This window comes from Kitasatospora sp. NPDC048239 (assembly GCF_043202015.1).
Lineage (GTDB): Bacteria > Actinomycetota > Actinomycetes > Streptomycetales > Streptomycetaceae > Kitasatospora.
Map to the genome: position 1 here is coordinate 128,565 of NZ_JBICZP010000016.1, position 20,084 is coordinate 148,648.

Below are 20,084 nucleotides of genomic sequence, written 5' to 3' on the forward strand. Positions count from 1 at the left end.
AGGAGGCAGCCCCCGATGGCTCCCGACGCAGCCGCCCGCCCGACCCGAGCGGAGCTGCGCATGGCCGCCCGCGAGCAGTCCCGCGCGCAGCGCCGCGACGCCGCCAAGGCCGCCACCCGGACGGCCCTGCTGCGGGTCGCGCTGCCCTCGGTGGCCGCCCTCGGGGTCGCCGCCGCGGCCGCCGCGACGGTCCACGGCGAGGCCGACCAGCAGCGCGCACAGGCGGCCGGCCGGCTTCCCGCCCAGGCCACCGCCCCCGACACCGCCACCGACTCCGCGAACGCCGCCGTCACGGCCGCCCGGCAGGCCCTCGCCACGGGCGATGTCGCGCAGGCCTCACGCGGGGACGCCCGCCAGCCGCTCTCCGGTGCGCAGCCCGCCCCGGCGGAGCCGGCCGCCGAGGCCCCGACGCCGCCGGCGCGCCCCACCGTCTCGCTGCCCGTCGCCCAGCGCGGCCTCGGCGAGACCTTCGGCGCCGCCGGTACCCACTGGGCGGCCCGCCACACCGGCATCGACTTCCCGGTGGACGGCGGCACCGAGGTCATGGCGGTCACCGACGGCACGATCCGCACCCAGTGGAACCCGTCGTACGGCTACATGACGATCCTGAAGATGTCGGACGGCACAGAGGCCTGGTACTGCCATCTGCGCGCGTACAAGATCCGCAAGGGGCCGGTGAAGGCGGGCGATGTCATCGCCTTCGTCGGCACCAGCGGCAACAGCACCGGCCCGCACCTGCACTTCGAGATCCGCCCGGCCGGCGGCGGCGGCCCCGTCGACCCGCTGCCCTGGCTCCTCGCCCAGGGCGTCGACCCGCGCTGAGCCCGGGGCCCGCACGGCTCGCCGGCTACCCCCGGGCCGTGGCAGGCACGGCCCGGGGGTAGCGGCCCGAGAGTTAGAGCTTCTCCACCGGCGCGTAGCGCAGCAGCAGCTGCTTGCGCCCGTCCGTGCCGAAGTCCACCGTGGCCTGCGCCTTGTCCCCGACGCCGGTAGTGGCCACCACCGTGCCCAGGCCGAAGGTGTCGTGGGTGACGCGGTCCCCGACCGCCAGCGCCACGACCTCCCGCTCCACCGCGCGCCGCGCCGACTGGCCCCAGCCCGCCTTCGGCGAGGCCGCCGCGCCGCCGCGCGCCGACCCGCGCGAGCCGCCGCCCGACCCGGCGAAGCCGCCCGACCCGCTGGAGTAGCCGCGCGAGGCCGGCGCCGAGGCCGCGCCCTTGCGCTTCCACTCCACCAGCGTCTCCGGGATCTCCTCCAGGAACCGCGAGGCCGGGTTGTACGCGGGCTGGCCCCACGCGCTGCGCAGCACCGACCTCGTCAGGTACAGCCGCTCCCGCGCCCGGGTCAGCCCGACGTACGCGAGCCGCCGCTCCTCCTCCAGCTCCTTGACCTGGTTGAGCGCCCGCATGTGCGGGAAGATGCCGTCCTCCATGCCGGTCAGGAAGACCACCGGGAACTCCAGGCCCTTGGCGGTGTGCAGGGTCATCATCGTGATGACGCCCTGGCCCTCCTCGTCGTCGTCCGGGATCTGGTCGGAGTCGGCGACCAGCGCGACCCGCTCCAGGAAGTCGGCCAGCGAGCCGACCGGCGGCGCGCCGTCCTCGCCCGCGTCGGGCCGCTCGCCCGGGTCCTGCTCGTACTCCAGCGCCACCGAGGCGAGCTCCTGGAGGTTCTCCACCCGCGTCTCGTCCTGCGGGTCGGTGGAGGACTGCAGCTCCGCGAGGTAGCCCGTCTCCTCCAGCACCGCCTCCAGCACCGCGGCCGGTCCGGCCCCGGACGCCACCACCTGGCGCAGCCCGGCCAGCAGCTCGTTGAACTTGCGCACCGCGTTCGCCGAGCGCGCCGCCATCCCGTACGCCTCGTCGACCCGGACCAGCGCCTGCGCGAAGGAGATCCGCTCGCGCGCGGCCAGCGCGTCGATCATCGCCTCGGCCCGGTCGCCGATACCGCGCTTGGGCACGTTGAGGATCCGGCGCAGCGGCACGGTGTCCTCCGGGTTGGAGAGCACCCGCAGGTACGCCAGGACGTCCCGGACCTCCTTGCGCTCGTAGAAGCGCACCCCGCCGACCACCTTGTAGGGCAGGCCGACCCGGATGAACACCTCCTCGAACACCCGGGACTGGGCGTTGGTCCGGTAGAAGATCGCGACGTCGCCGGGCTTGGCATCGCCCTTGTCGGTCAGCCGGTCGATCTCGTCGGCGATGAACTGGGCCTCGCCGTGCTCGTCGTCGGCGACGTAGCCGATCACCTTCTCGCCGTGGTCACCGGCCGTCCAGAGCTTCTTCTCGCGCCGGCTGGTGTTCCGCTCGATGACGGCGTTGGCGGCGCTGAGGATGGTCTGGGTGGAGCGGTAGTTCTGCTCCAGCAGGATCGTCGTCGCGTTCGGATAGTCCTCCTCGAACTGGAGGATGTTGCGGATCGTGGCGCCGCGGAAGGCGTAGATCGACTGGTCGGCGTCACCGACCACGCAGAGCTCGGCCGGCGGCACCTCGGAGAGCCGCCCGGCCGCCGGGTTCACGAAGTCCCCGTCGACGGTGCGCTTGGGGGCGGTCGTGGCGGTGCCGCCGCTGAGCTCGCGCACCAGCATGTACTGGGCGTGGTTGGTGTCCTGGTACTCGTCGACCAGGATGTGCCGGAACCGGCGGCGGTAGTGCTCGGCGACGTCGGGGAAGGCCTGCAGCAGGTTCACCGTGGTCATGATGATGTCGTCGAAGTCCAGCGCGTTGGCCTCGCGCAGGCGCCGCTGGTAGAGGAAGTACGCCTCGGCGAGCTTCTTCTCCGTCGGGTTGGCGGCCTGGTCGGCGTAGGTCTCCTCGTCGATCAGCTCGTTCTTGAGGTTGCTGATCTTCGCGGTGAAGGACTTCGGCGGGAACTGCTTCGGGTCGAGGTCGAGATCCCGGCAGACCAGGGACATCAGCCGCTGGGAGTCCGCCGAGTCGTAGATCGAGAACGACGAGGTGAAGCCGAGCAGCTTGGACTCGCGGCGCAGGATCCGCACGCAGGCGCTGTGGAAGGTCGACACCCACATGGCCCGGGCGCGCGGCCCGACCAGCTGCTCGACGCGCTCGCGCATCTCGCCGGCCGCCTTGTTGGTGAAGGTGATCGCCAGGATCTCGCCCGGCTGCACCCCGCGGGCGCCCAGCAGGTAGGCGATCCGGTGGGTGAGCACCCTGGTCTTGCCGGAGCCGGCGCCGGCCACGATCAGCAGCGGCGCGCCGGCGTGCAGCACGGCCTCGCGCTGCGGCTCGTTCATCCCCTCCAGCAGCTGCGCCGGGTCCACCACCGTCCGGGCCGCGCCGTTGCGGTAGTAGGCGTCCCGCTCGGTCTCGGCGGCGTGGTCGGTCTGGAAGAGCCCCTCGGGGATGGCCTCCTCGTACGCGTCGTACGGGAGGTCGTCCTCGTACGGCGGCGCCTCCTCGTCGAGGGGCGCGGCACCGCCGGGCTGCTGCTTCGACCCGGCGGCGGGCGCCTCGAAACCGGGGAGCGGGAGGTTGTCAAAGAGGCTACTCATGGCACTCCGAGTCTATGGCCAGGCACTGACAAGCCCGCCCGGTCCGCGGGAATCCGGACCGGGCGGGCCTGTCGGCGGCGGGCGTCAGACCAGGCGGCGGGCGGTGGCCCAGCGGGTCAGCTCGTGCCGGTTGCTGAGCTGGAGCTTGCGCAGCACCGCGGAGACGTGGCTCTCCACGGTCTTCACCGAGATGAACAGCTGCTTGGCGATCTCCTTGTACGCGTAGCCGCGCGCGATCAGCCGCAGCACCTCGCGCTCGCGCTGGGTCAGCCGGTCGAGGTCCTCGTCCACCGGCGGGGTGTCGGTCGCGGCGAAGGCGTCCAGCACGAAGCCGGCCAGCCGCGGGGAGAACACCGCGTCGCCGTCGGAGATCCGGAAGATCGCGTTGACCAGGTCGGTGCCGGTGATGGTCTTGGTGACGTAGCCGCGCGCGCCACCGCGGATCACGCCGATCACGTCCTCGGCCGCGTCGGAGACGGACAGCGCGAGGAACTTCACGCCCTCCCGTCGCCCGCCGCCCTTGTCCGCGCCGCCCCGCCCCGCCCCGGCCGGCTGCTCGCCCATCAGCCCCGCCGAGCGGCGCAGCACCTCGACCCCGCCGCCACCGGGCAGGTGGACGTCGAGCAGCACCACGTCGGGCCTGGTCTCGGCGACCACCCGGACCGCCGACTCCACGTCGTCGGCCTCGCCGACCACGTCGATGCCGGTCGTCTCGGTCCGCCCGATCTCGGCCCGGACCCCGGTGCGGAACATCCGGTGGTCGTCGACCAGGACGACCCGCGCGACCCTCCCCCCGCCGTCGGCCGGGGGCACCCCCATCGGCGCTGCGTCAGTCATTCGCTCTCTCCATCTCCAGCTCGACCTCGGTGCCGCCGTCCGGCGCGGGCCGCACCCGTGCGGTGCCGCCGTTGCGCTTCATCCGGCCGATGATCGACTCGCGGACACCCATCCGGTCCTCGGGCACCGTCTCGGGGTCGAAGCCGGGGCCGTGGTCGCGTACGAACACCGACACCGTCTTCCCCTCCACCTCGGCGTAGACCTGGACCGGTCCCCCGCCACCGTACTTGGCCGCGTTGACGGTCGCCTCCCTCGCGGCCTGCATCTGGGCCGCGATCCGGTCGTCCATCGCGCAGTCGCCGACGACGACCACCTCGACCGGCACCCCGTGGCGGTCCTCGACCTCGGCGACCACCGCGCGCAGGCTCTCCGCCATGGTGTCCGGTGCGGCCTCGGCGGCGGCCTCCGGGCGGTAGAGCCACAGCCGCAGCTCGCGCTCCTGGGCGCGGGCCAGCCGCAGCACCTCCTTGGGGTCCTCGGCCCGGCGCTGGATGAGGGTCAGGGTGTGCAGCACCGAGTCGTGGACGTGCGCGGCGATCTCGGCGCGCTCCTGGGCCCGGATGCGGGCGGTGCGCTCGGCGCCGAGGTCCTGCCACATCCGCAGCGCGTACGGGCCGACCAGGACCAGGACACCGACCAGCACCGCGAGCGAGGCCTCCACGACCGAGCCGAGCGTGGAGCCGCTGCCCTGCATGGCGAGGAAGGCGATGGTGCCGGCGACCACCAGCAGGACGCCGGCGCCGACCCTGGTGTAGGCGCCGCGCCGCTTCTCGCCCTCCTCCAGACCGAACCAGCGCTGCCAGCGGGAGTCGTCGGCCTGCCGCCAGACCAGCGCGACGCCGACGCCGATCGCCAGCAACGGCCAGGTGTAGGGCTTGGCGGTCTGCCAGCCGAGCGCGCTGAGCAGCGCGATCAGGCCGATCACCACCATCACCAGGGCGGCGAGCTGCCAGAGGCCGCCCTGGCCGGAGGCGGCGGCCGGCCGGGCCGGGGAGTTCTCGTCACCCGGAGCGCCGCCCGCGGGGACGGGCTCGCCCTGGAAGGTGTGCTGGAGCAGTTCGCGCAGCCGGCCGAGCCGCCCGCGCCGCCCCTTGTTCAGCGCCGTGCCCGGGACCTGCCCGGCCCCGGCGGGCACGAAGGCGCCGTTGACGTAGACCCACTGGGCGCCGCCGCGGTGCGAGGGCTCGCCGATGCCGATCGGCACCACGAACCAGAAGGCCGCGTACAGCAGCACCCCGATGCCCTGGGCGAGGAACAACAGCACGAAGGCCACCCGGACCCAGGCCACCGGCAGCCCGAGGTGCACCGCGAGCCCGTGGGCGACCCCGCCGAGCATCCGCCCCTGCGGGCTGCGGTAGAGCCGCCGGTACGGCGGGCGGCCCTCACCGGGCACGGCCGGGTCGGGGCCCGCCGACGGGGCGTCGGGGACGAGGGCGCGGGGATCGGTGCCGGGTGCTGCCACGGCACCGATGGTTCCACGCGGGCGGGCCCGGGCGCATCAGGGTGGAGCCCTACCCGTTCTCAGGGACAAGTCAGGGTCCGGACAGGGCCGGGCCCGGTTGGGCGGGGGCCCGGCAGCCACCAGGATGGTGGGCATGACGGAAGACCACCTCACCCAGGAGAGCGGGCCCGGCGCCCCGGCGGAGCCGGAACGCCCCCCGCTGACCCGTACCGAGCACCATCGCGTGGTGGCCGGCGTGTGCGGCGGCCTCGGCCGGCACCTGGACATCGACCCGGTGGTCTTCCGCGTGGTGACGGTGGTGCTCTGCCTCTCCGGCGGGCTCGGCCTGTTCCTGTACGGGCTGGCCTGGCTGGTCGTCCCGACCGAGCCCGTCCCCGACGGCAAGGGCGGCAGCCGGGCGGGGCGCACCGAGCTCCAGCGGGTGCTCACCGGGCGGGTGGACGGCCAGTCGGTCGGCGCGGTGCTGCTGACCGTGATCGGCACCGGGGTGTTCTTCTCCTCGATGGGCGACGGGGACCAGATGTTCCCGCTGCTGCTGCTCGGCGCGCTGGTCTTCCTGGCCGTGCGCTACGACCCGGAGCGCCACCGGACCGGCCGGCTCCGCGGGCGCCGGCGCGGCCGCCGCCACCACGGCGGCCCCTACGACCGGTTCTTCCCCAGCTCGGAGGCCGGGTCCGAGGCCTCGGCCTCCGCGTACAGCTGGCCGCGCGCGGAGGCGGCCGAGGCGGCGCGCGAGCGGCACGCCCAGGAGCGGGCCGCCGGGACGGTCCCCGCCGACACCCCGCACGCCGGCCCGACCGGCTATCTGTGGGACCCGCGCCACCCCGAGCGCAACCCGTACGGCGAGTCGGCGCCGGCCGCCTCGGCCACACCGTCGTTCGGCGCGCCGACCCCGCCGCCCGGGGCGCCCGCCCAGCCGTGGTGGCAGCGCCCCGACCTGCCGAAGGGCGACCCGCTGCGCAAGGGCGGCGGCCCGGCCGCCCCGCCGCCGCCGGCGGTCCGCCGCCGGCGCCGCGAGCACTCCGTGCTCGGCCTGGTGGGCCTGCTGCTGGCGGCCGGCGCGGCCAGCGCCGTCTGGTCGTCCTCGGCGGGCCACAGCACCACCGTGGTGGGCTCCGCGGCCCTGGCCACCGCCCTGCTGGTGGTCGGTCTGACGCTGCTGGTCGGGGCGAGGTTCGGCCGGGCCCGGAAGCTCGCCGTGGTCGGGCTGCTGCTCACCCTGGCGCTGACCTTCGTCGGCCACTCGCCGGACTCGCTGCAGAACGCGGCCGGCGCGCGGTCCTGGACGGTCTCGTCCGCGGCCGGGCTGGAGCCCGAGTACGTGCTGGGGGCCGGCGAGATCCGGCTGGACCTGCACGCCCTCGACCCGGCCGGCGCCACCCTGTCGACCACCGTCGAGCTCGGGGCGGGCGTGCTGAACGTCGTCCTGCCGCCAGACGTGACGGTGAACCTGAAGACCCGTCTGCTGCTCGGCAGCGTCCGCGCCCCCGGTGAGCCGCTCACCAGCGAGGGCACCACCCGTACCTACCAGTACCACCCGTTGAACGGTCAGACATCCAAGGGCACGCTCGACCTCCAGCTGACGGTCGGGCTCGGCGACATCAAGGTGGTCCAGTCGTGAGGAAGCACCAGCTCGATCTGTTCTCGCTGATCGCGGGGGGGCTGTTCACCGTGATCGCGGTGCTCTACCTGGTGGCGGCGCTGAACGACATGTCGGTGAACGGCCGGATCGTCATCCCGGTGACGTTCATCGTGCTCGGCCTCGGCGGCCTGGCCGGGGCGGTCGCGGCGGTGGCCCGGCGCGGCCGGACCGACGCACCGGAGTAGGACCGGCCGGTGAAGCCCCGCCCGGTCCGGCGGGGCTTCACCGACCGGCCCGCGGGCCGTCAGCTCTGCAGCGGCCCGAGGTTCAGCTTGTCGCCGTCCTTGGTGACGCCGTACCGGGGCAGCGGCTTGGTCGCCGGGCCGTTGACCACCGCGCCGGTGGCCGCGTCGAACCGGGAGCCGTGGCAGGGGCAGTACAGCTGCCCGTTCTTCGGCGCGTCCACCGCGCAGCCGGAGTGCGTGCACACCGCGGAGAGGCCGCAGTACTGGCCGGCCTTGGGCTGCACGATGTAGACGGCGTCACCGCTGGCCGGGTCCTTGACCTGGGCCGAACCGCCGACCGGGACGCTCGCCGCGGCCACCGAGGGGGGCGGCCCGGCGGGGCTGACCGGGGCGGCGGACTGCTTGGGCCCGACGGCCTTGCGGTCCCGCCCGAAGGTGGCGGTCAGCGAGCCGGTGAGCAGCCCGGCGCCGCCGATCGCGACGGCCGCGATGCCGCCGTCCACCAGCGCCCGCCGCTTGACGTGGCTCTCGCGCAGCCCGCGGGTGCGGTCCCGGGCTGCCCGCCTGGCGAGGTAGCCGTCCAGCGAGAGGTACGGGGTGCCGGCCAGGATCAGCGGGGTCCAGGCCATCAGGTAGATCAGGTCGTTGCCGAGGTAGTACGGCGAGACGTTCCAGCTGACGGTCAGCCAGAGGCTGAGGTTGATCAGCGCGCCGCCGAGCGCCGCGACCCGGCCCCAGAGGCCGAGCAGCGTCCCGAGGCCGACCGCCAGCTCGCCGAAGGCGATGGCCAGGGCGAACAGGGTCGGTGCGTCCAGGGCCGCGCCGAGCAGGAACGAGATCGGGCTGGAGCCCTTGGCCGCTTGGGTCTGCGAGACGAAGGAGGCCGGGTCCCCCGCGCCCGCCAGGTAGTGCGAGTCGGCGAGCTTGTCCAGCGAGGCGTACACGAAGGTGATGCCGAGGAAGATCCGCAGCGGCAGCAGCGCGTACTGCGCCGCGAGCGCCTTGCCCCGGGCCGCCCGCTCGGCTCTGCCGGTCGCTTCCGCGCCGGCCACCCCGGAGCTGCTGGCCTCCGACATCGCTCACACCTTCCCTCACGGCCTGCCGCACTCTGACAGGTCCGGTCCGCATTCTGCACGTTTCTGAGCGCATTCGGTGGGACGGCCCACCCGGCGAACGCCCGGTACACCGCGAACGGCCGCGCCGCCGCTCCCTTGTATACGGGAACGACGACGCGGCCGTTCAATGCCGGTTCACATCCGGCGGGGAGTGCTCACTCCCACTCGATGGTGCCCGGCGGCTTGCTGGTGCAGTCCAGCACCACGCGGTTCACATCGCGGACCTCGTTGGTGATCCGGGTGGAGATCTTCGCCAGCACCTCGTACGGCAGGCGCGACCAGTCGGCCGTCATGGCGTCCTCGGAGGACACCGGGCGCAGCACGATCGGGTGGCCGTAGGTGCGGCCGTCGCCCTGGACGCCGACGCTGCGGACGTCGGCCAGCAGCACGACCGGGCACTGCCAGATCTCCCGGTCCAGGCCGGCCGCGGTGAGCTCCTCGCGGGCGATCGCGTCGGCCTCGCGCAGCAGGTCCAGGCGCTCGCGGGTGACCTCGCCGACGATCCGGATGCCCAGGCCCGGGCCCGGGAACGGCTGGCGCTGGACGATCTCCTCCGGCAGGCCGAGCTCCTGGCCGACCATCCGGACCTCGTCCTTGAACAGCTTGCGCAGCGGCTCGACCAGCTGGAACTGCAGGTCCTCGGGCAGGCCGCCGACGTTGTGGTGCGACTTGATGTTCGCGGTGCCGGTACCGCCGCCGGACTCCACCACGTCCGGGTACAGGGTGCCCTGGACCAGGAAGTCCACCGACTCGCCGTGCTCGCCGGCCTCGGCCACGATCTCGGCCTGCGCCTGCTCGAAGACCCGGATGAACTCCCGGCCGATGATCTTGCGCTTCTCCTCCGGGTCGCTGACGCCCTTCAGCGCGTCGAGGAAGCGCTCCTGCGCGTCGACGACCTTCAGCTGGACGCCGGTGGCCGCGACGAAGTCCTTCTCGACCTGCTCGGTCTCGCCCTTGCGCATCAGACCGTGGTCGACGTAGACGCAGGTGAGCTTGGAGCCGATGGCCTTGTTGACCAGGGCCGCCGCCACCGCGGAGTCCACGCCGCCGGACAGGCCGCAGATCGCGCGCCGGTCGCCGACCTGGGCGCGGATCAGCGCGACCTGCTCCTCGACCACGTTGCCCGTGGTCCAGGTCGGGGCGAGGCCCGCGCCGCGGTAGAGGAAGTGCTCCAGGATCTGCTGGCCGTGGTCGGAGTGCAGCACCTCGGGGTGGTACTGGACGCCGTAGAGGCGGGCCTCGTCGTTCTCGAAGGCGGCGACCGGGACGACCGCGGTGGAGGCGGTGACGGTGAAGCCCTCGGGGGCGGCGGAGCAGGCGTCGCCGTGCGACATCCACACCGAGTGCTCCGCCGGGACGCCCTCGAACAGGGTCGAGCCGGAGCGGGAGACGGTCAGCGGGGTGCGGCCGTACTCGCGGGCGCCGCTGTTGTCGACGGTGCCGCCGAGCGACACGGCCATCAGCTGGAAGCCGTAGCACATGCCGAAGACCGGGACGCCGGCCTCGAAGATCGCGCGGTCGATCTGCGGCGCGCCCTCCTCGTAGACCGACGACGGGCCGCCGGAGAGGATGATCGCCTTCGGGTTCTTGGCGAGCATCTCGGCGACCGGCATGGTGCTCGGCACGATCTCGCTGTAGACCCGGGCCTCACGCACCCGACGGGCGATGAGCTGGGCGTACTGGGCACCGAAGTCGACCACCAGGACGGTGTCGGTCTCAGGTACGGACTGAACGGGAATAGCAGAGGACACGGACGGCCTTCCGGCAGCGGTACGAAAGGTGTCGCGCGCAGCGCGTCCTTCGAGGGTGGCGCCGGGCGACGGGCGGGGGTCTGAGGACGAGTCTACCGGCCGCCGCGTTTCACTCGTCTGCCCCGCCGTGCGGCCGTGACCGGCCGGGCGGCCGGTTCGTTGCTCCTGACGACCGTACGACCGCGCCGCGCCCGCCAGGTGCGCCGCCTCCGCCCCGGCCAGGGGCGCCGCCGTACGGGCTTGCAGGACCACGCGTGGAGCTCATCCCAGTCCACCGGCGCGCGTGGCGCCGCCGCGGTCCCGGCCCTGCCGGGAGCGGTGCGCCGTGGGACCGTGCGCGGGTGCCGCGGCCGGCCAGCAGGGGACAGCGACCCCGGCCGCGACTGGACCAAGGAGGTGGGGTGGTCGGCTTCCGGGGACGCCCGGAGGCCGACCGCCGCACCCCGGCGCGACCCCGGCGCACACCTTTCACCGTCCCGCGCCGCTACGCGCGTCCCTGTGCGCTCCGGCCTACACCACTACTCACAGTGATCATCGATGCCGCCTGCCCGCGCCCTCCCCGGAGCCGCCGAGCGGGTCCGAGACGGATGCCCCGAAGCGGCCCGGCCGAAAATGGACTGTGCCGAAGTGTGCCGAATCGGTTGCAGAGCAAGCCCTTCGTCCAGCACGATGCTGATGGACGGGGTTCTCCCGGCGGCCACCGGCCGACCGCGGGACACCTGTCCCGCTGCCACCGAGACCCGCGGTGACAACGATTATCACCTCACGCTCCGTGAGCGCGGGCCCGGCGCAGGCATGCACGCCGACCCGCCGCACCGCGAGCGTGCGCGCCCCGCGTGACCGGCCCACCCGCGCCGGAGCCGCGACGGCGCGCCCGACGAGCCATCCGACGCGACGGCGCTCCTCCCCCGGCGCCGTCACCCCAGCACCGGCGCAGCCCTGACGCCGCGTGCTGAGCGACAAAGGGCCCCGTTCCCCCGCGGGGCCCTTTGCCCTGTCCGGAGCCGGCCGGGCGCCCCCCGGAGCGCACGGCGCGCGGGGCCGGGTGCGCGCCGTGCGCACCCGGCCCCGCGCGCGGCTACGGCTGCTTGCGCCAGACGCTCGGGTCGGGGGCGTCCTCACCGGGCGCCCGCTCGGCGGGCGGCGCGGCCGGGCCGGAGGGCGGTGCGTCGTGCGAGCCGATCACCTCGCCCACCCCGACCGCCGGGGTGTCCGTGGCCACCGGGCCGGGCTGGTACGCCTCCGGGCCCGACCCGTACGGCGCGCCCTGCCCGGGGACGGTGCCGGGCCCCGCGGCGGCCGGTCCGCCGCGGCGCAGCGCCGCCAGGGCCGGGGGCACCGCCAGCGCGCCGATCGCCGACCAGACCACGTTGGCCGCCAGCACGGTGGCGAACACCAGACCGACCGAGAACTCGCGCCCGCTCTCCCCCCGTCCGCCCCAGGTGCCGCTGCCCGAGGAGGTCGTCGTCGCCAGGAAGCCGGCCACCGTCATCAGCAGGGTCAGCCCGACCGCGTACACGACGGCCAGCCGGATCCGGTCCAGCGCGTCCAGCCGGCGCTTGTAGGCCGTCCAGCCGAGGACGCCCACCGCGGCCACCGCCAGCAGTCCGGCCCAGCGCCAGTCGGCGGTCTCGCCGTGCAGGTCGAAGAAGGAGAGCTCCTCCCCCGGGCTGTCCGAGTCGCGGTAGCCGGAGCCGTCGTAGCCGCCCTCGTAACCGGAGGAGCCCTGGCCCGCCAGGGCGGTCGCCCCCGAGCCCACCCCGAGCAGGATCAGGCCGAGGTTCGGCAGGAACGCCAGGGAGACGCCGGTCTGCCAGCCCTCGTCCTGCGCGGCGACCACGATGAACGCGACCAGCGAGGAGAGGCCGACCGACAGCGCCAGCGCCCGGCCCGCCGTCAGCCCGGCCACCGCCCAGCCGCGGATCGCGCGGTTGCGCCAGGCCGCCCAGCGCAGCGCGTCCGTGCCGTGGACGGCGAAGGCGAGCAGCCCCGCGAGCAGCAGCGTCCAGCCGACCGCCTCCACCCAGCCGGAGTCGGCGACGTACTGGAGGCCGCCGTAGGAGTCGCCGGAGGATCCGAAGCTGCCGTACCCGCTCCGGCCTTCGATCACGGGGCGCCAGGTGGCCCCGCCGACCAGTCCGAGCAGCAGGGTCACGGCGGCCGCGAGCACGGCGGTCCGCAGGGCCTCGCCGGCCGCCTGCGACCTGGTCAACTGCGCGCCGGTGCGGGCCTGGCGCAGTCGGGCCCCGGCCCGCAGGCCGAGCCAGAGCGTGAACAGCCACAGCACGGTGACCGTCATCGGTACCACCCGCAGCACGATGTCCGTGCCGCTCTCCGACCGCAGAACCCGGCCCGAGAAGCCCAGCTTGAAGGGTGCGCCGAGCCCGGCCAGGGCCATCGCCAGGGTCATGCCGAAGCGGTCGCCGAACTCGGGGGTGTCGGCGAGTCCGCCGAGGTCGTAGTCGCTCGGGATGGCCGCGATCAGCGCCGCCAGCAGCAGGACGGCGGTCGGCGCGATCACCGCCTTGAGCGCCGGGCGCCAGTCCGAGCCGGTCAGCCAGAGCAGCGCGGCGGGCTGTGCGGCCGCCGCGTCGTACGGCGTGCCGGCCCCCCAGCCGCCCACCGCCGGAGGGATGCCGGGCGGGGCGTGGCCCGGCGGGGCGACGGCCGGCGGCGGGTAGGAGGGCGGCCCGGCGGGCGGCGGCCCGTAGGAGACCGGCGGCCCGGCGGGCGGCGCGGCCGGCGGCGGAGGCGGTGCCAGCGGCCTGCCGCACGAGGCGCAGGCGAGCGCACCCTCCGCCGAAGCCGCGCCGCATGATGCGCAGATGGCCATTCCCGCGATCCCCCCGTCCGAGCGAGTTCCCTGGTCCCCCCAGGAAGCCCCGTTTATCCCATCGGGTGCGGACGGCTGTCAACCGCCATGGGCATGGCGCGCATTGGGGCGCCCGGGCGGTCAGCTCCCCCGCTTCGGCACGTCGGGAACGGCGAGCAGCGGCAGCCGCAGCGCACCGAAGGCGTCCTTCGGCACGGCCGGCTCCAGCGGGGCCACCGCGGCGACCCGCCGGTACTCCTCGCCGACGGCCGGGCGCGGGTCCTCCTCGCCCTTGTTCGGCCACATCGACATGGCGCGCTCGGCCTGTGCGGTGATCGTCAGCGAGGGGTTGACGCCCAGGTTGGCGGAGACCGCCGAGCCGTCGACCACGCTGATCCCGGGGTACCCGTAGAGCCGGTGGTACGGATCGACCACCCCGTTCTCCGGGGAGTCGCCGATCGTGCAGCCGCCGAGGAAGTGCGCCGTCATCGGGATGTCGAAGATCTCGCCGACGGTGCCCCCGGGGAACCCGTTGATCTCGGTGGCCAGCGCCTGGGCGCCCTGCTCGGCGGCCGGGATCCAGGACGGGTTGGGCGCGCCGTGGCCCTGGCGGGAGGTCAGCTGCCCCTTGCCGAGGCCCTTCTTCTTCAGCGAGACGGTGATGGAGTTGTCCAGCGACTGCATCACCAGTCCGATGATGGTCTTCTCCGACCAGCGGTGCTGGTTCACCGACCGGGCGAAGTTCACCGGGTGGCGGGCCGCGGTGCCCAGGTAGCGCAGCCACCGCGGGCCGCGTCCGACGCCCTTGACCTGCATGATCGACAGCGCGCCCATGGCGTTGGAGCCCCGGCCGTAGCGCACCGGCTCGATGTGGGTGTTCGCGTCCGGGTGGATCGAGGAGGTGATCGCGACGCCCTTGGTGAAGTCCACCCGGGAGCCGTACCGCCGGTCGGTGGTCTGCGCGCCGACCAGCGCCTCCGAGTTGGTGCGGGTCAGCTCGCCGAGCCGGCCGGAGATCCGGGGCAGGTGGCCGCCGTCGCGCATCCGGTGCAGCAGTGCCTGGGTGCCGTAGGTGCCGGCCGCGACCACCACCCGGGCGGCGGTGATGGTCCGCGCACCGGCCTTCACCCGGTCGGTGGTGGAGCGCGCGTCGGTGCGGCGCACGTCCACCGCGAAGCCCTCGGTGCCGTCGGCCCCGGCGAGCTCGCGGATCCGGGCCACCGTGGTGAGCGGGTGGATCTCGGCGCCGCCCTGCTCGGCCAGGTGGAGGTAGTTCTCGGTGAGCATGTTCTTGGCGCCGTGCCGGCAGCCGGTCATGCACTCGCCGCACTCCGTGCAGGCCTTGCGCTTCGGCCCCGCACCGCCGAAGTACGGGTCCTCGATCTCGGTGCCGGGGGCGGCGTGGGCGGTGCGGTCGGAGTCCTCGCCGTCGCCGAAGAAGACCCCGACCGGCGCCATGTGGAAGGTGTCGCCGACGCCCATCCGCTCGGCGGCGGCCTTGAGGTGGACGTCGGAGGGGGTGACGGTCGGGTTGAGGCGCACCCCGAGCATCCGCTGCGCCTGGTCGTAGAACGGCGCCAGCTCCTCCTGCCAGTCGGTGATGTGGCCCCACTGGCGGTCCTCGAAGAACGCCTTGGGCGGCACGTACAGGGTGTTGGCGTAGTTCAGCGAGCCGCCGCCGACCCCGGCGCCGGCCAGGATCAGCACGTTGGCCAGCAGATGGATCCGCTGGATGCCGTACAGGCCGAGCTTGGGCGCCCACAGGTAGTTGGCCAGATCCCAGGAGTTCCTGGGGAGTTCGCCGCGCTCGAAGCGCCGCCCGGCCTCCAGGACGGCGACCCGGTAGCCCTTCTCGGTCAGCCGCAGCGCGGAGACCGCGCCGCCGAAGCCGGAGCCGATCACGACCACGTCGTAGTCGAACTCGGAATCACCGCGGGACCCCACCATGTGCCACTGCTCCTTCGGGAAGAGAACCGATGTCGGGGACGGTCCGGGGACCGGCTACTTGAACCGCAGGGCCTTCAGCACCCGCAGCCCGCCGGTGAACACCGCGGCGAACTGCCGGTCGTCCAGCCCGAGCGAGGGCGCGAGCGGCAGCAGCCGCTGGGTGGCGATGGTCTGTGCCTCGGTGAACCGCAGGATGCCCTCGGCGCCGTGGCGCCGGCCGAGCCCGGACTCGCCCATCCCGCCCATCGGTGCGCCGACCGAGCCGTAGGCCGCGGCGAAGGCCTCGTTGACGTTGACGGTGCCGGTGCGCAGCCGGGCCGCGATCGCCCGGCCGCGCCGCCGGTCCTTCGTCCAGACGCTGGAGTTCAGGCCGTACGAGGTGGCGTTGGCGGCCTCGACCGCCTCGTCCTCGGTGTCGAAGCGGTAGACCGCGACCACCGGGCCGAAGGTCTCCTCGGCGCAGACCGCCATCTCGGGGGTGACGCCGTCCAGGATGGTCGGCTCGTAGAAGAACGGGCCGAGGTCGGGCCGGGGGCGGCCGCCGGCCACCACGGTGGCCCCCGCCTTGACCGCCTCGTCCACGTGCCGGGTGGTGGCGTCCAGCTGCCGGACGGAGACCAGCGATCCCATGTCCGCGCCGTACGCCAGGCCGCCGCCCAGCCGCAGCGCCCTGGTGCGCTCGGCGAACCTCGCCAGGAACTCGTCGGCCACCGAGTGGTGGACCAGCAGGCGCTCGATCGAGATGCAGAGCTGGCCGGCCGAGGAGAAGCAGGCCCGGACGGCCCCCTCGGCGGCCCGGTCGAGGTCGGCGTCGGCGAGCACCAGCATGGCGTTCTTGCCGCCGAGTTCGAGCGAGGCGCCGACCAGCCGGGCGGCGGCGCGCTGCGCGACGTCCCGGCCGGTGCGGGTGGAGCCGGTGAACGAGACGTAGTCGGCGTGCTCGACCACCGCCGGTCCGATCACCGGGCCGTCGCCGACCACGATCTGCCACAGGTCGGCCGGCAGCCCGGCCTCGACCAGCAGTTCGCGGGCCCAGAGCGCGGTCAGCGCGGTCTGCGTGTCCGGCTTGTTGACCACCGCGTTGCCGGCCACGAGGGCGGGCAGCGCATCGCCGATGGACAGCTCAAGCGGGTAGTTCCACGGCGAGATGTGGCCGATCACGCCCTTGGGCCGACGGCCCTCGACGACGTGGGTGAGCACCGGCAGCGCCCCGCCGCGGCGCTTGTCGCGCAGGTAGGCGTGCGCGGCCCGCCCGTAGTGCCGGGCGGCCAGGGCGACGGCCAGCACCTCCTCGAAGGCGTGCAGCCGGGCCTTGCCGGTCTCGGCCTGGATCAGGTCGAGCACCTCGTCCTGGCGCCTGAGCAGCAGGTCGTGGAAGCGCAGCAGGACGGCGGCCCGGCGGCGGACCGGCTGGGCGGCCCAGCTGTGCTGGGCGCGGCGGGCCAGCTCGTACGCCACCTCGACGTCGGCCGGGGTGGACTGCGGCAGGCTCGCCAGCCGCTCGCCGGTCAGCGGGGCGACGGTCTCCACCAGGGCGGGCTCCCCGGCCGCGGTGATGCCGGCGGCGAGGCGGGCGACCAGCGAGGACGGGACGGCCGAGGCGACGGTGCGGCCGCCGCCGGGCGCGGCGGGGTTGCCGGCCTCCGAGCCGGGCTGCTCGGCGGCCGGTGCATCTGCTGTGAGGTCCGTCATACGGCGCAGCCTAGGCGCTCGGCGGCCGGTTCGGTACCCGTCGGTAACAAGAAACTGCCGGTGCCGTCCGAAACCACCCGACGGGTGGGTTCAGCGGGTCGGGGTGAAGTGGTTGAGCACCGTGGTGAAGCGCTGCTCGCCCTCGGTCCAGTCCTTCTCCTTGTCCGGGCAGGACAGGTAGATGGCATAGCCGGTGCCGTCGCCGTCGATGAACTCCGCCTCGATCGCGCGCCGGCGCCCGCCCTCCTTGGCCGCGTAGCTGAACTCCCAGACGGCCGCGTCGTGGCCGTTCACCTGGACGCTGGTCAGCTTGTGCTGGCGGTACTCCTTCAGCTTGGAGACGGTGGTCTCCATCTGCTGCAGGTGCTCCAGCGGCTTGACCGACTGGCCGACGGTGACCGCGAACTGCAGGTAGTGCGACTTGGCGTCGGGGCTGTAGAAGATCTGGTTCGCGGTGTCCGTGCTGCGCTGCCACACCGGGACGCCGGACGGCAGCGGGAAGCGGAAGCCCGCCGGGTCGTCCACCCAGCGGTAGCCGGTCGGCGCGGCGGCGGCGGTGTCGGCCGGGTCCGGCGCGGCCGTGAGGGTCGGCGTCGGCTCGGCGACCGGTGTGCCGCCGTGGCGGGTCGCGAGGTACGTCGCCCCGGCGGCCAGCACGGCGACGGCCAGGGCGGCGCCCGCGACCTGCAGCAGTCTGCGGCGCCTGGCGGGGCCACGCGCGGGCGTGACGGGGTGCGAGACGGGCGCGACCGGTGCGGTGTGCGCCTCGGGGCCCGCGGGTGCGCCCACAGCCTCGACGGCACCGGCCTGGCCCGCCGCGGCCGGCTGCGGCGCGGTGACCGCCTCCGACCCGCCCGTGTCCCCGGACCCGACCGCGGACTCGGACCCGGCCACGGCCGCAGTCACGGCCGGAACGTCGTTGCGGTCCACCACCGGCACCGTCCGGGTCGGCGTCTTCAGCGGCGCGACGGGCTTGAGGCCGACGGTGTGCCCGGCCTGCACCTCGGCCAGCATCCGGGCCGCCTCGTCCGCGGTGGGCCGGTCGGCCGGGTCCTTGGCCATCAGCGCGGCCAGCACCGGGCCCAGCGGCCCGGCCCGCCGCGGCTCCGGCAGCGGCTCCCCGACCACCGCGGCCAGCGTGGTCAGCGGCGAGGTCCGGCGGAACGGCGACTCGCCCTCCACCGCCGCGTACAGCGTCGCGCCCAGGCCCCACAGGTCGGAGGCCGGCCCGGGGCGCTCGCCCTGGGCCCGCTCGGGGGCCAGGTAGTCCGGCGAGCCGACCAGGTCGCCGGGCCGGGTCAGCTCGGCCGAGCCCTCGTAGGTCGCGATGCCGAAGTCCAGCAGCACCACCCGTCCGGTGCCGCGCTCCAGCAGCACGTTGGCGGGCTTCACGTCCCGGTGCAGCACGCCCAGTTGGTGGCCCCGGTGCAGCGCGGCCAGCACCTGGCCGCCGACCTCGGCGGCGGCCCGCGGCTGCAGGGTGCCGTCCTGGCTGATCACATCGGCCAGCGAGCGGCCGTCGACCAGCTCCATCACGATCCACGGCCGGCCGTCCTGCTCCAGCACGTCGTGGACGGTGATCACGCCGGGGTGCTTGATCCGGGCGGCCGCACTGGCCTCCCGCTTCATCCGGGCGTGCAGGATCTGCAGGTCCTCCTCGGGGAGGTGGCTGACGGTCAGCTCCTTGACCGCGACCTCGCGGTCCAGCATCCGGTCCCAGGCCCGCCAGACCGTGCCCATGCCGCCACGGCCAAGCCGCGCGCCCAACTCGTAGCGGCCGGCCAGCAGCCGCTCCGCGTCGGGCGCCTGTGGCCCGTCCTGCACGCCCATCGGTGACCGCTCCCCCTCATCCACCTGCCGTCACCGCGACGGAGGGCCCGGTGCAGACCACTGTTCGAACAAATCCCATGCACACACTAGGCGCAGCGACCGTACCCCGGTAATCTCCCCCGGCCACAGTGGAGGCGGCGGGGGCGCGGCGGGCACCGTCAGCCTGCGAACAGCACCACGGCCGCCACCCCGAGCACCAGCAGCACCAGGATCCCACCGACCAGCAGCGGGCCCAGCATCGCCGGAGGTATCCGCGGCGGCCGGGCCGGACCGGCCTCGCCCACGCCCTCGGCCGGCTCCGCCGACCGTCCGCCCCGCCATCGCTGACGCGGTACCAGCGGCACCAGCGGCCCGTCCGGGCGCAGCGCGAGCACCCGCCCGGCCCGCTCCCCGTCGACCGGCTCCGGCGCGCCGGCCAGCAGCGCCGCCAGCTCCCGCTGGACCTGCTCCGCCGTGGGCCGGATCCCCGGGTCGGGCTGGAGCAGCCGCTCCACCAGCGGCGCCAGCGGCCCGCACACCACGGCCGGCTCCCGCCGCCCGTCCCGGACCGCCGTCACCAGCTCCGGCACCCCGCCGTCCGGGAACGGCGAGCGGCCGGTGACCAGCCGCTGCAGCAGCACGCCCAGCGCCCAGCAGTCCCCGGCCGGGCCGCCGTCCAGCGGCCAGCGCTCCGCCACCGGGCCGACCAGGGTGGCCCGGACGTCGTAGCGGCGCCGGCCGCCCGGTCCGCCGAGCTCCTCGGCGAGCGCCTCCTCGGCCACCCCGGGGAGCAGTCCGCCGAGCAGGGCCGCGCCGTCCTCGCAGACCAGCACCGCATCGGTGGTGACGTTCCCGTGCACGATCCCGGCCTCGTGCAGCGCCCGCAGCGCGCCCGCGAGGTCCGCCGCCAACTCGGCCGCCCGGTACGGCGGCACCGGGCCGGCCGCCGCCAGCGCGGCCAGCGACGCCCCGGCCGGGTGCTCCTCGACCGTCCACAGCAGGCCGCCCTCGACGAAGGCCCCGGCCCCCTGGAGCAGCCGAGGGTGCGTCGGCGCGGCGGAGCCGACCGCCGCCACCCGGCGGACCAGCCGCTCGCCCTGCTCGGGCACCGGGTCGTCCGGGTCGTGACCGCTCGTCAGCAGGGCCGACAGCTCCAGGCCGCGCAGCAGCACGGCGGCGCCGGTCCGCTCGTCCACCGCGAGCGCGCGCACCGCCTCCGGGTGGTCCGTCAGCCGGTATCGCCCTGCCAGAACCTGTCCCGGGCCCGCTCGCATGCGTGTTCCTCTCGCTCGCCGCCCAGCCTAGTTGGCCCCGGTGGACA

Annotated in this window: 13 protein-coding genes and 1 pseudogene; 3 read left to right on the forward strand and 11 right to left on the reverse strand. The window is 74.7% G+C overall.

Annotated elements, in window-relative coordinates:
- The first annotated feature begins 15 nt into the window (after window positions 1-15).
- Window positions 16-822: a M23 family metallopeptidase gene (locus tag ACGFZP_RS32505; protein WP_392939812.1), complete on the forward strand. Its 807-nt coding sequence runs from the start codon at window positions 16-18 to the stop codon at window positions 820-822.
- Between the two features lie 73 nt (window positions 823-895).
- Here ACGFZP_RS32505 and pcrA read toward each other — a convergent pair whose 3' ends face one another.
- The 3 genes from pcrA to ACGFZP_RS32520 form a co-directional block, all read right to left on the reverse strand.
- A complete protein-coding gene (gene pcrA / locus ACGFZP_RS32510; protein WP_392939814.1) occupies window positions 896-3,511 on the reverse strand; it encodes a DNA helicase PcrA in 2,616 nt (871 codons plus the stop codon).
- Between the two features lie 84 nt (window positions 3,512-3,595).
- The gene (locus ACGFZP_RS32515; protein ID WP_392939816.1) at window positions 3,596-4,348 is read right to left on the reverse strand and encodes a LuxR C-terminal-related transcriptional regulator; all 753 of its coding nucleotides are present in this window, start codon (window positions 4,346-4,348) and stop codon (window positions 3,596-3,598) included.
- Window positions 4,341-5,741: a PspC domain-containing protein gene (locus ACGFZP_RS32520; protein ID WP_392939884.1), complete on the reverse strand. Its 1,401-nt coding sequence runs from the start codon at window positions 5,739-5,741 to the stop codon at window positions 4,341-4,343. The genes ACGFZP_RS32515 and ACGFZP_RS32520 overlap by 8 nt, the downstream gene beginning before the upstream one ends.
- A gap of 202 nt (window positions 5,742-5,943) precedes the next feature.
- Here ACGFZP_RS32520 and ACGFZP_RS32525 point away from each other — a divergent pair, with 202 nt between their 5' ends.
- Together ACGFZP_RS32525 and ACGFZP_RS32530 are read left to right on the forward strand one after the other, a co-directional pair.
- Window positions 5,944-7,431, forward strand: a complete 1,488-nt coding sequence (locus ACGFZP_RS32525; RefSeq protein ID WP_392939818.1) for a PspC domain-containing protein — start codon at window positions 5,944-5,946, stop codon at window positions 7,429-7,431.
- Window positions 7,428-7,637, forward strand: coding sequence for a hypothetical protein (locus ACGFZP_RS32530; RefSeq protein WP_392939819.1), 210 nt, complete (start codon window positions 7,428-7,430; stop codon window positions 7,635-7,637). The genes ACGFZP_RS32525 and ACGFZP_RS32530 overlap by 4 nt, the downstream gene beginning before the upstream one ends.
- Before the next feature lie 59 nt (window positions 7,638-7,696).
- On the opposite strand, the gene ACGFZP_RS32535 is transcribed toward ACGFZP_RS32530, so the two are convergent.
- The 8 genes and pseudogenes from ACGFZP_RS32535 to ACGFZP_RS32570 all read right to left on the reverse strand — a co-directional run bounded on the left by ACGFZP_RS32535 (window position 7,697) and on the right by ACGFZP_RS32570 (window position 20,037).
- Window positions 7,697-8,140 (reverse strand): ubiquinol-cytochrome c reductase iron-sulfur subunit, encoded by a 444-nt coding sequence (locus ACGFZP_RS32535; RefSeq protein ID WP_392939886.1) that lies wholly within the window; start codon window positions 8,138-8,140, stop codon window positions 7,697-7,699.
- Window positions 8,141-8,182: 42 nt separating this feature from the next.
- A pseudogene (locus ACGFZP_RS32540) lies at window positions 8,183-8,713 on the reverse strand (DoxX family membrane protein); the annotation flags it as partial.
- 194 nt (window positions 8,714-8,907) lie between these two features.
- A complete protein-coding gene (gene guaA / locus ACGFZP_RS32545; RefSeq protein WP_392939888.1) occupies window positions 8,908-10,491 on the reverse strand; it encodes a glutamine-hydrolyzing GMP synthase in 1,584 nt (527 codons plus the stop codon).
- Between the two features lie 1,090 nt (window positions 10,492-11,581).
- Window positions 11,582-13,336, reverse strand: a complete 1,755-nt coding sequence (locus tag ACGFZP_RS32550) for a hypothetical protein (RefSeq protein WP_392939821.1) — start codon at window positions 13,334-13,336, stop codon at window positions 11,582-11,584.
- Between the two features lie 120 nt (window positions 13,337-13,456).
- Window positions 13,457-15,262 (reverse strand): GMC oxidoreductase, encoded by a 1,806-nt coding sequence (locus tag ACGFZP_RS32555; protein WP_392939823.1) that lies wholly within the window; start codon window positions 15,260-15,262, stop codon window positions 13,457-13,459.
- A gap of 54 nt (window positions 15,263-15,316) precedes the next feature.
- The gene (locus ACGFZP_RS32560; protein ID WP_392939824.1) at window positions 15,317-16,954 is read right to left on the reverse strand and encodes a succinic semialdehyde dehydrogenase; all 1,638 of its coding nucleotides are present in this window, start codon (window positions 16,952-16,954) and stop codon (window positions 15,317-15,319) included.
- A gap of 90 nt (window positions 16,955-17,044) precedes the next feature.
- A complete protein-coding gene (locus ACGFZP_RS32565) occupies window positions 17,045-18,784 on the reverse strand; it encodes a serine/threonine-protein kinase (RefSeq protein ID WP_392939825.1) in 1,740 nt (579 codons plus the stop codon).
- A gap of 158 nt (window positions 18,785-18,942) precedes the next feature.
- Window positions 18,943-20,037 (reverse strand): hypothetical protein, encoded by a 1,095-nt coding sequence (locus ACGFZP_RS32570; protein ID WP_392939826.1) that lies wholly within the window; start codon window positions 20,035-20,037, stop codon window positions 18,943-18,945.
- Window positions 20,038-20,084: the final 47 nt, after the last annotated feature.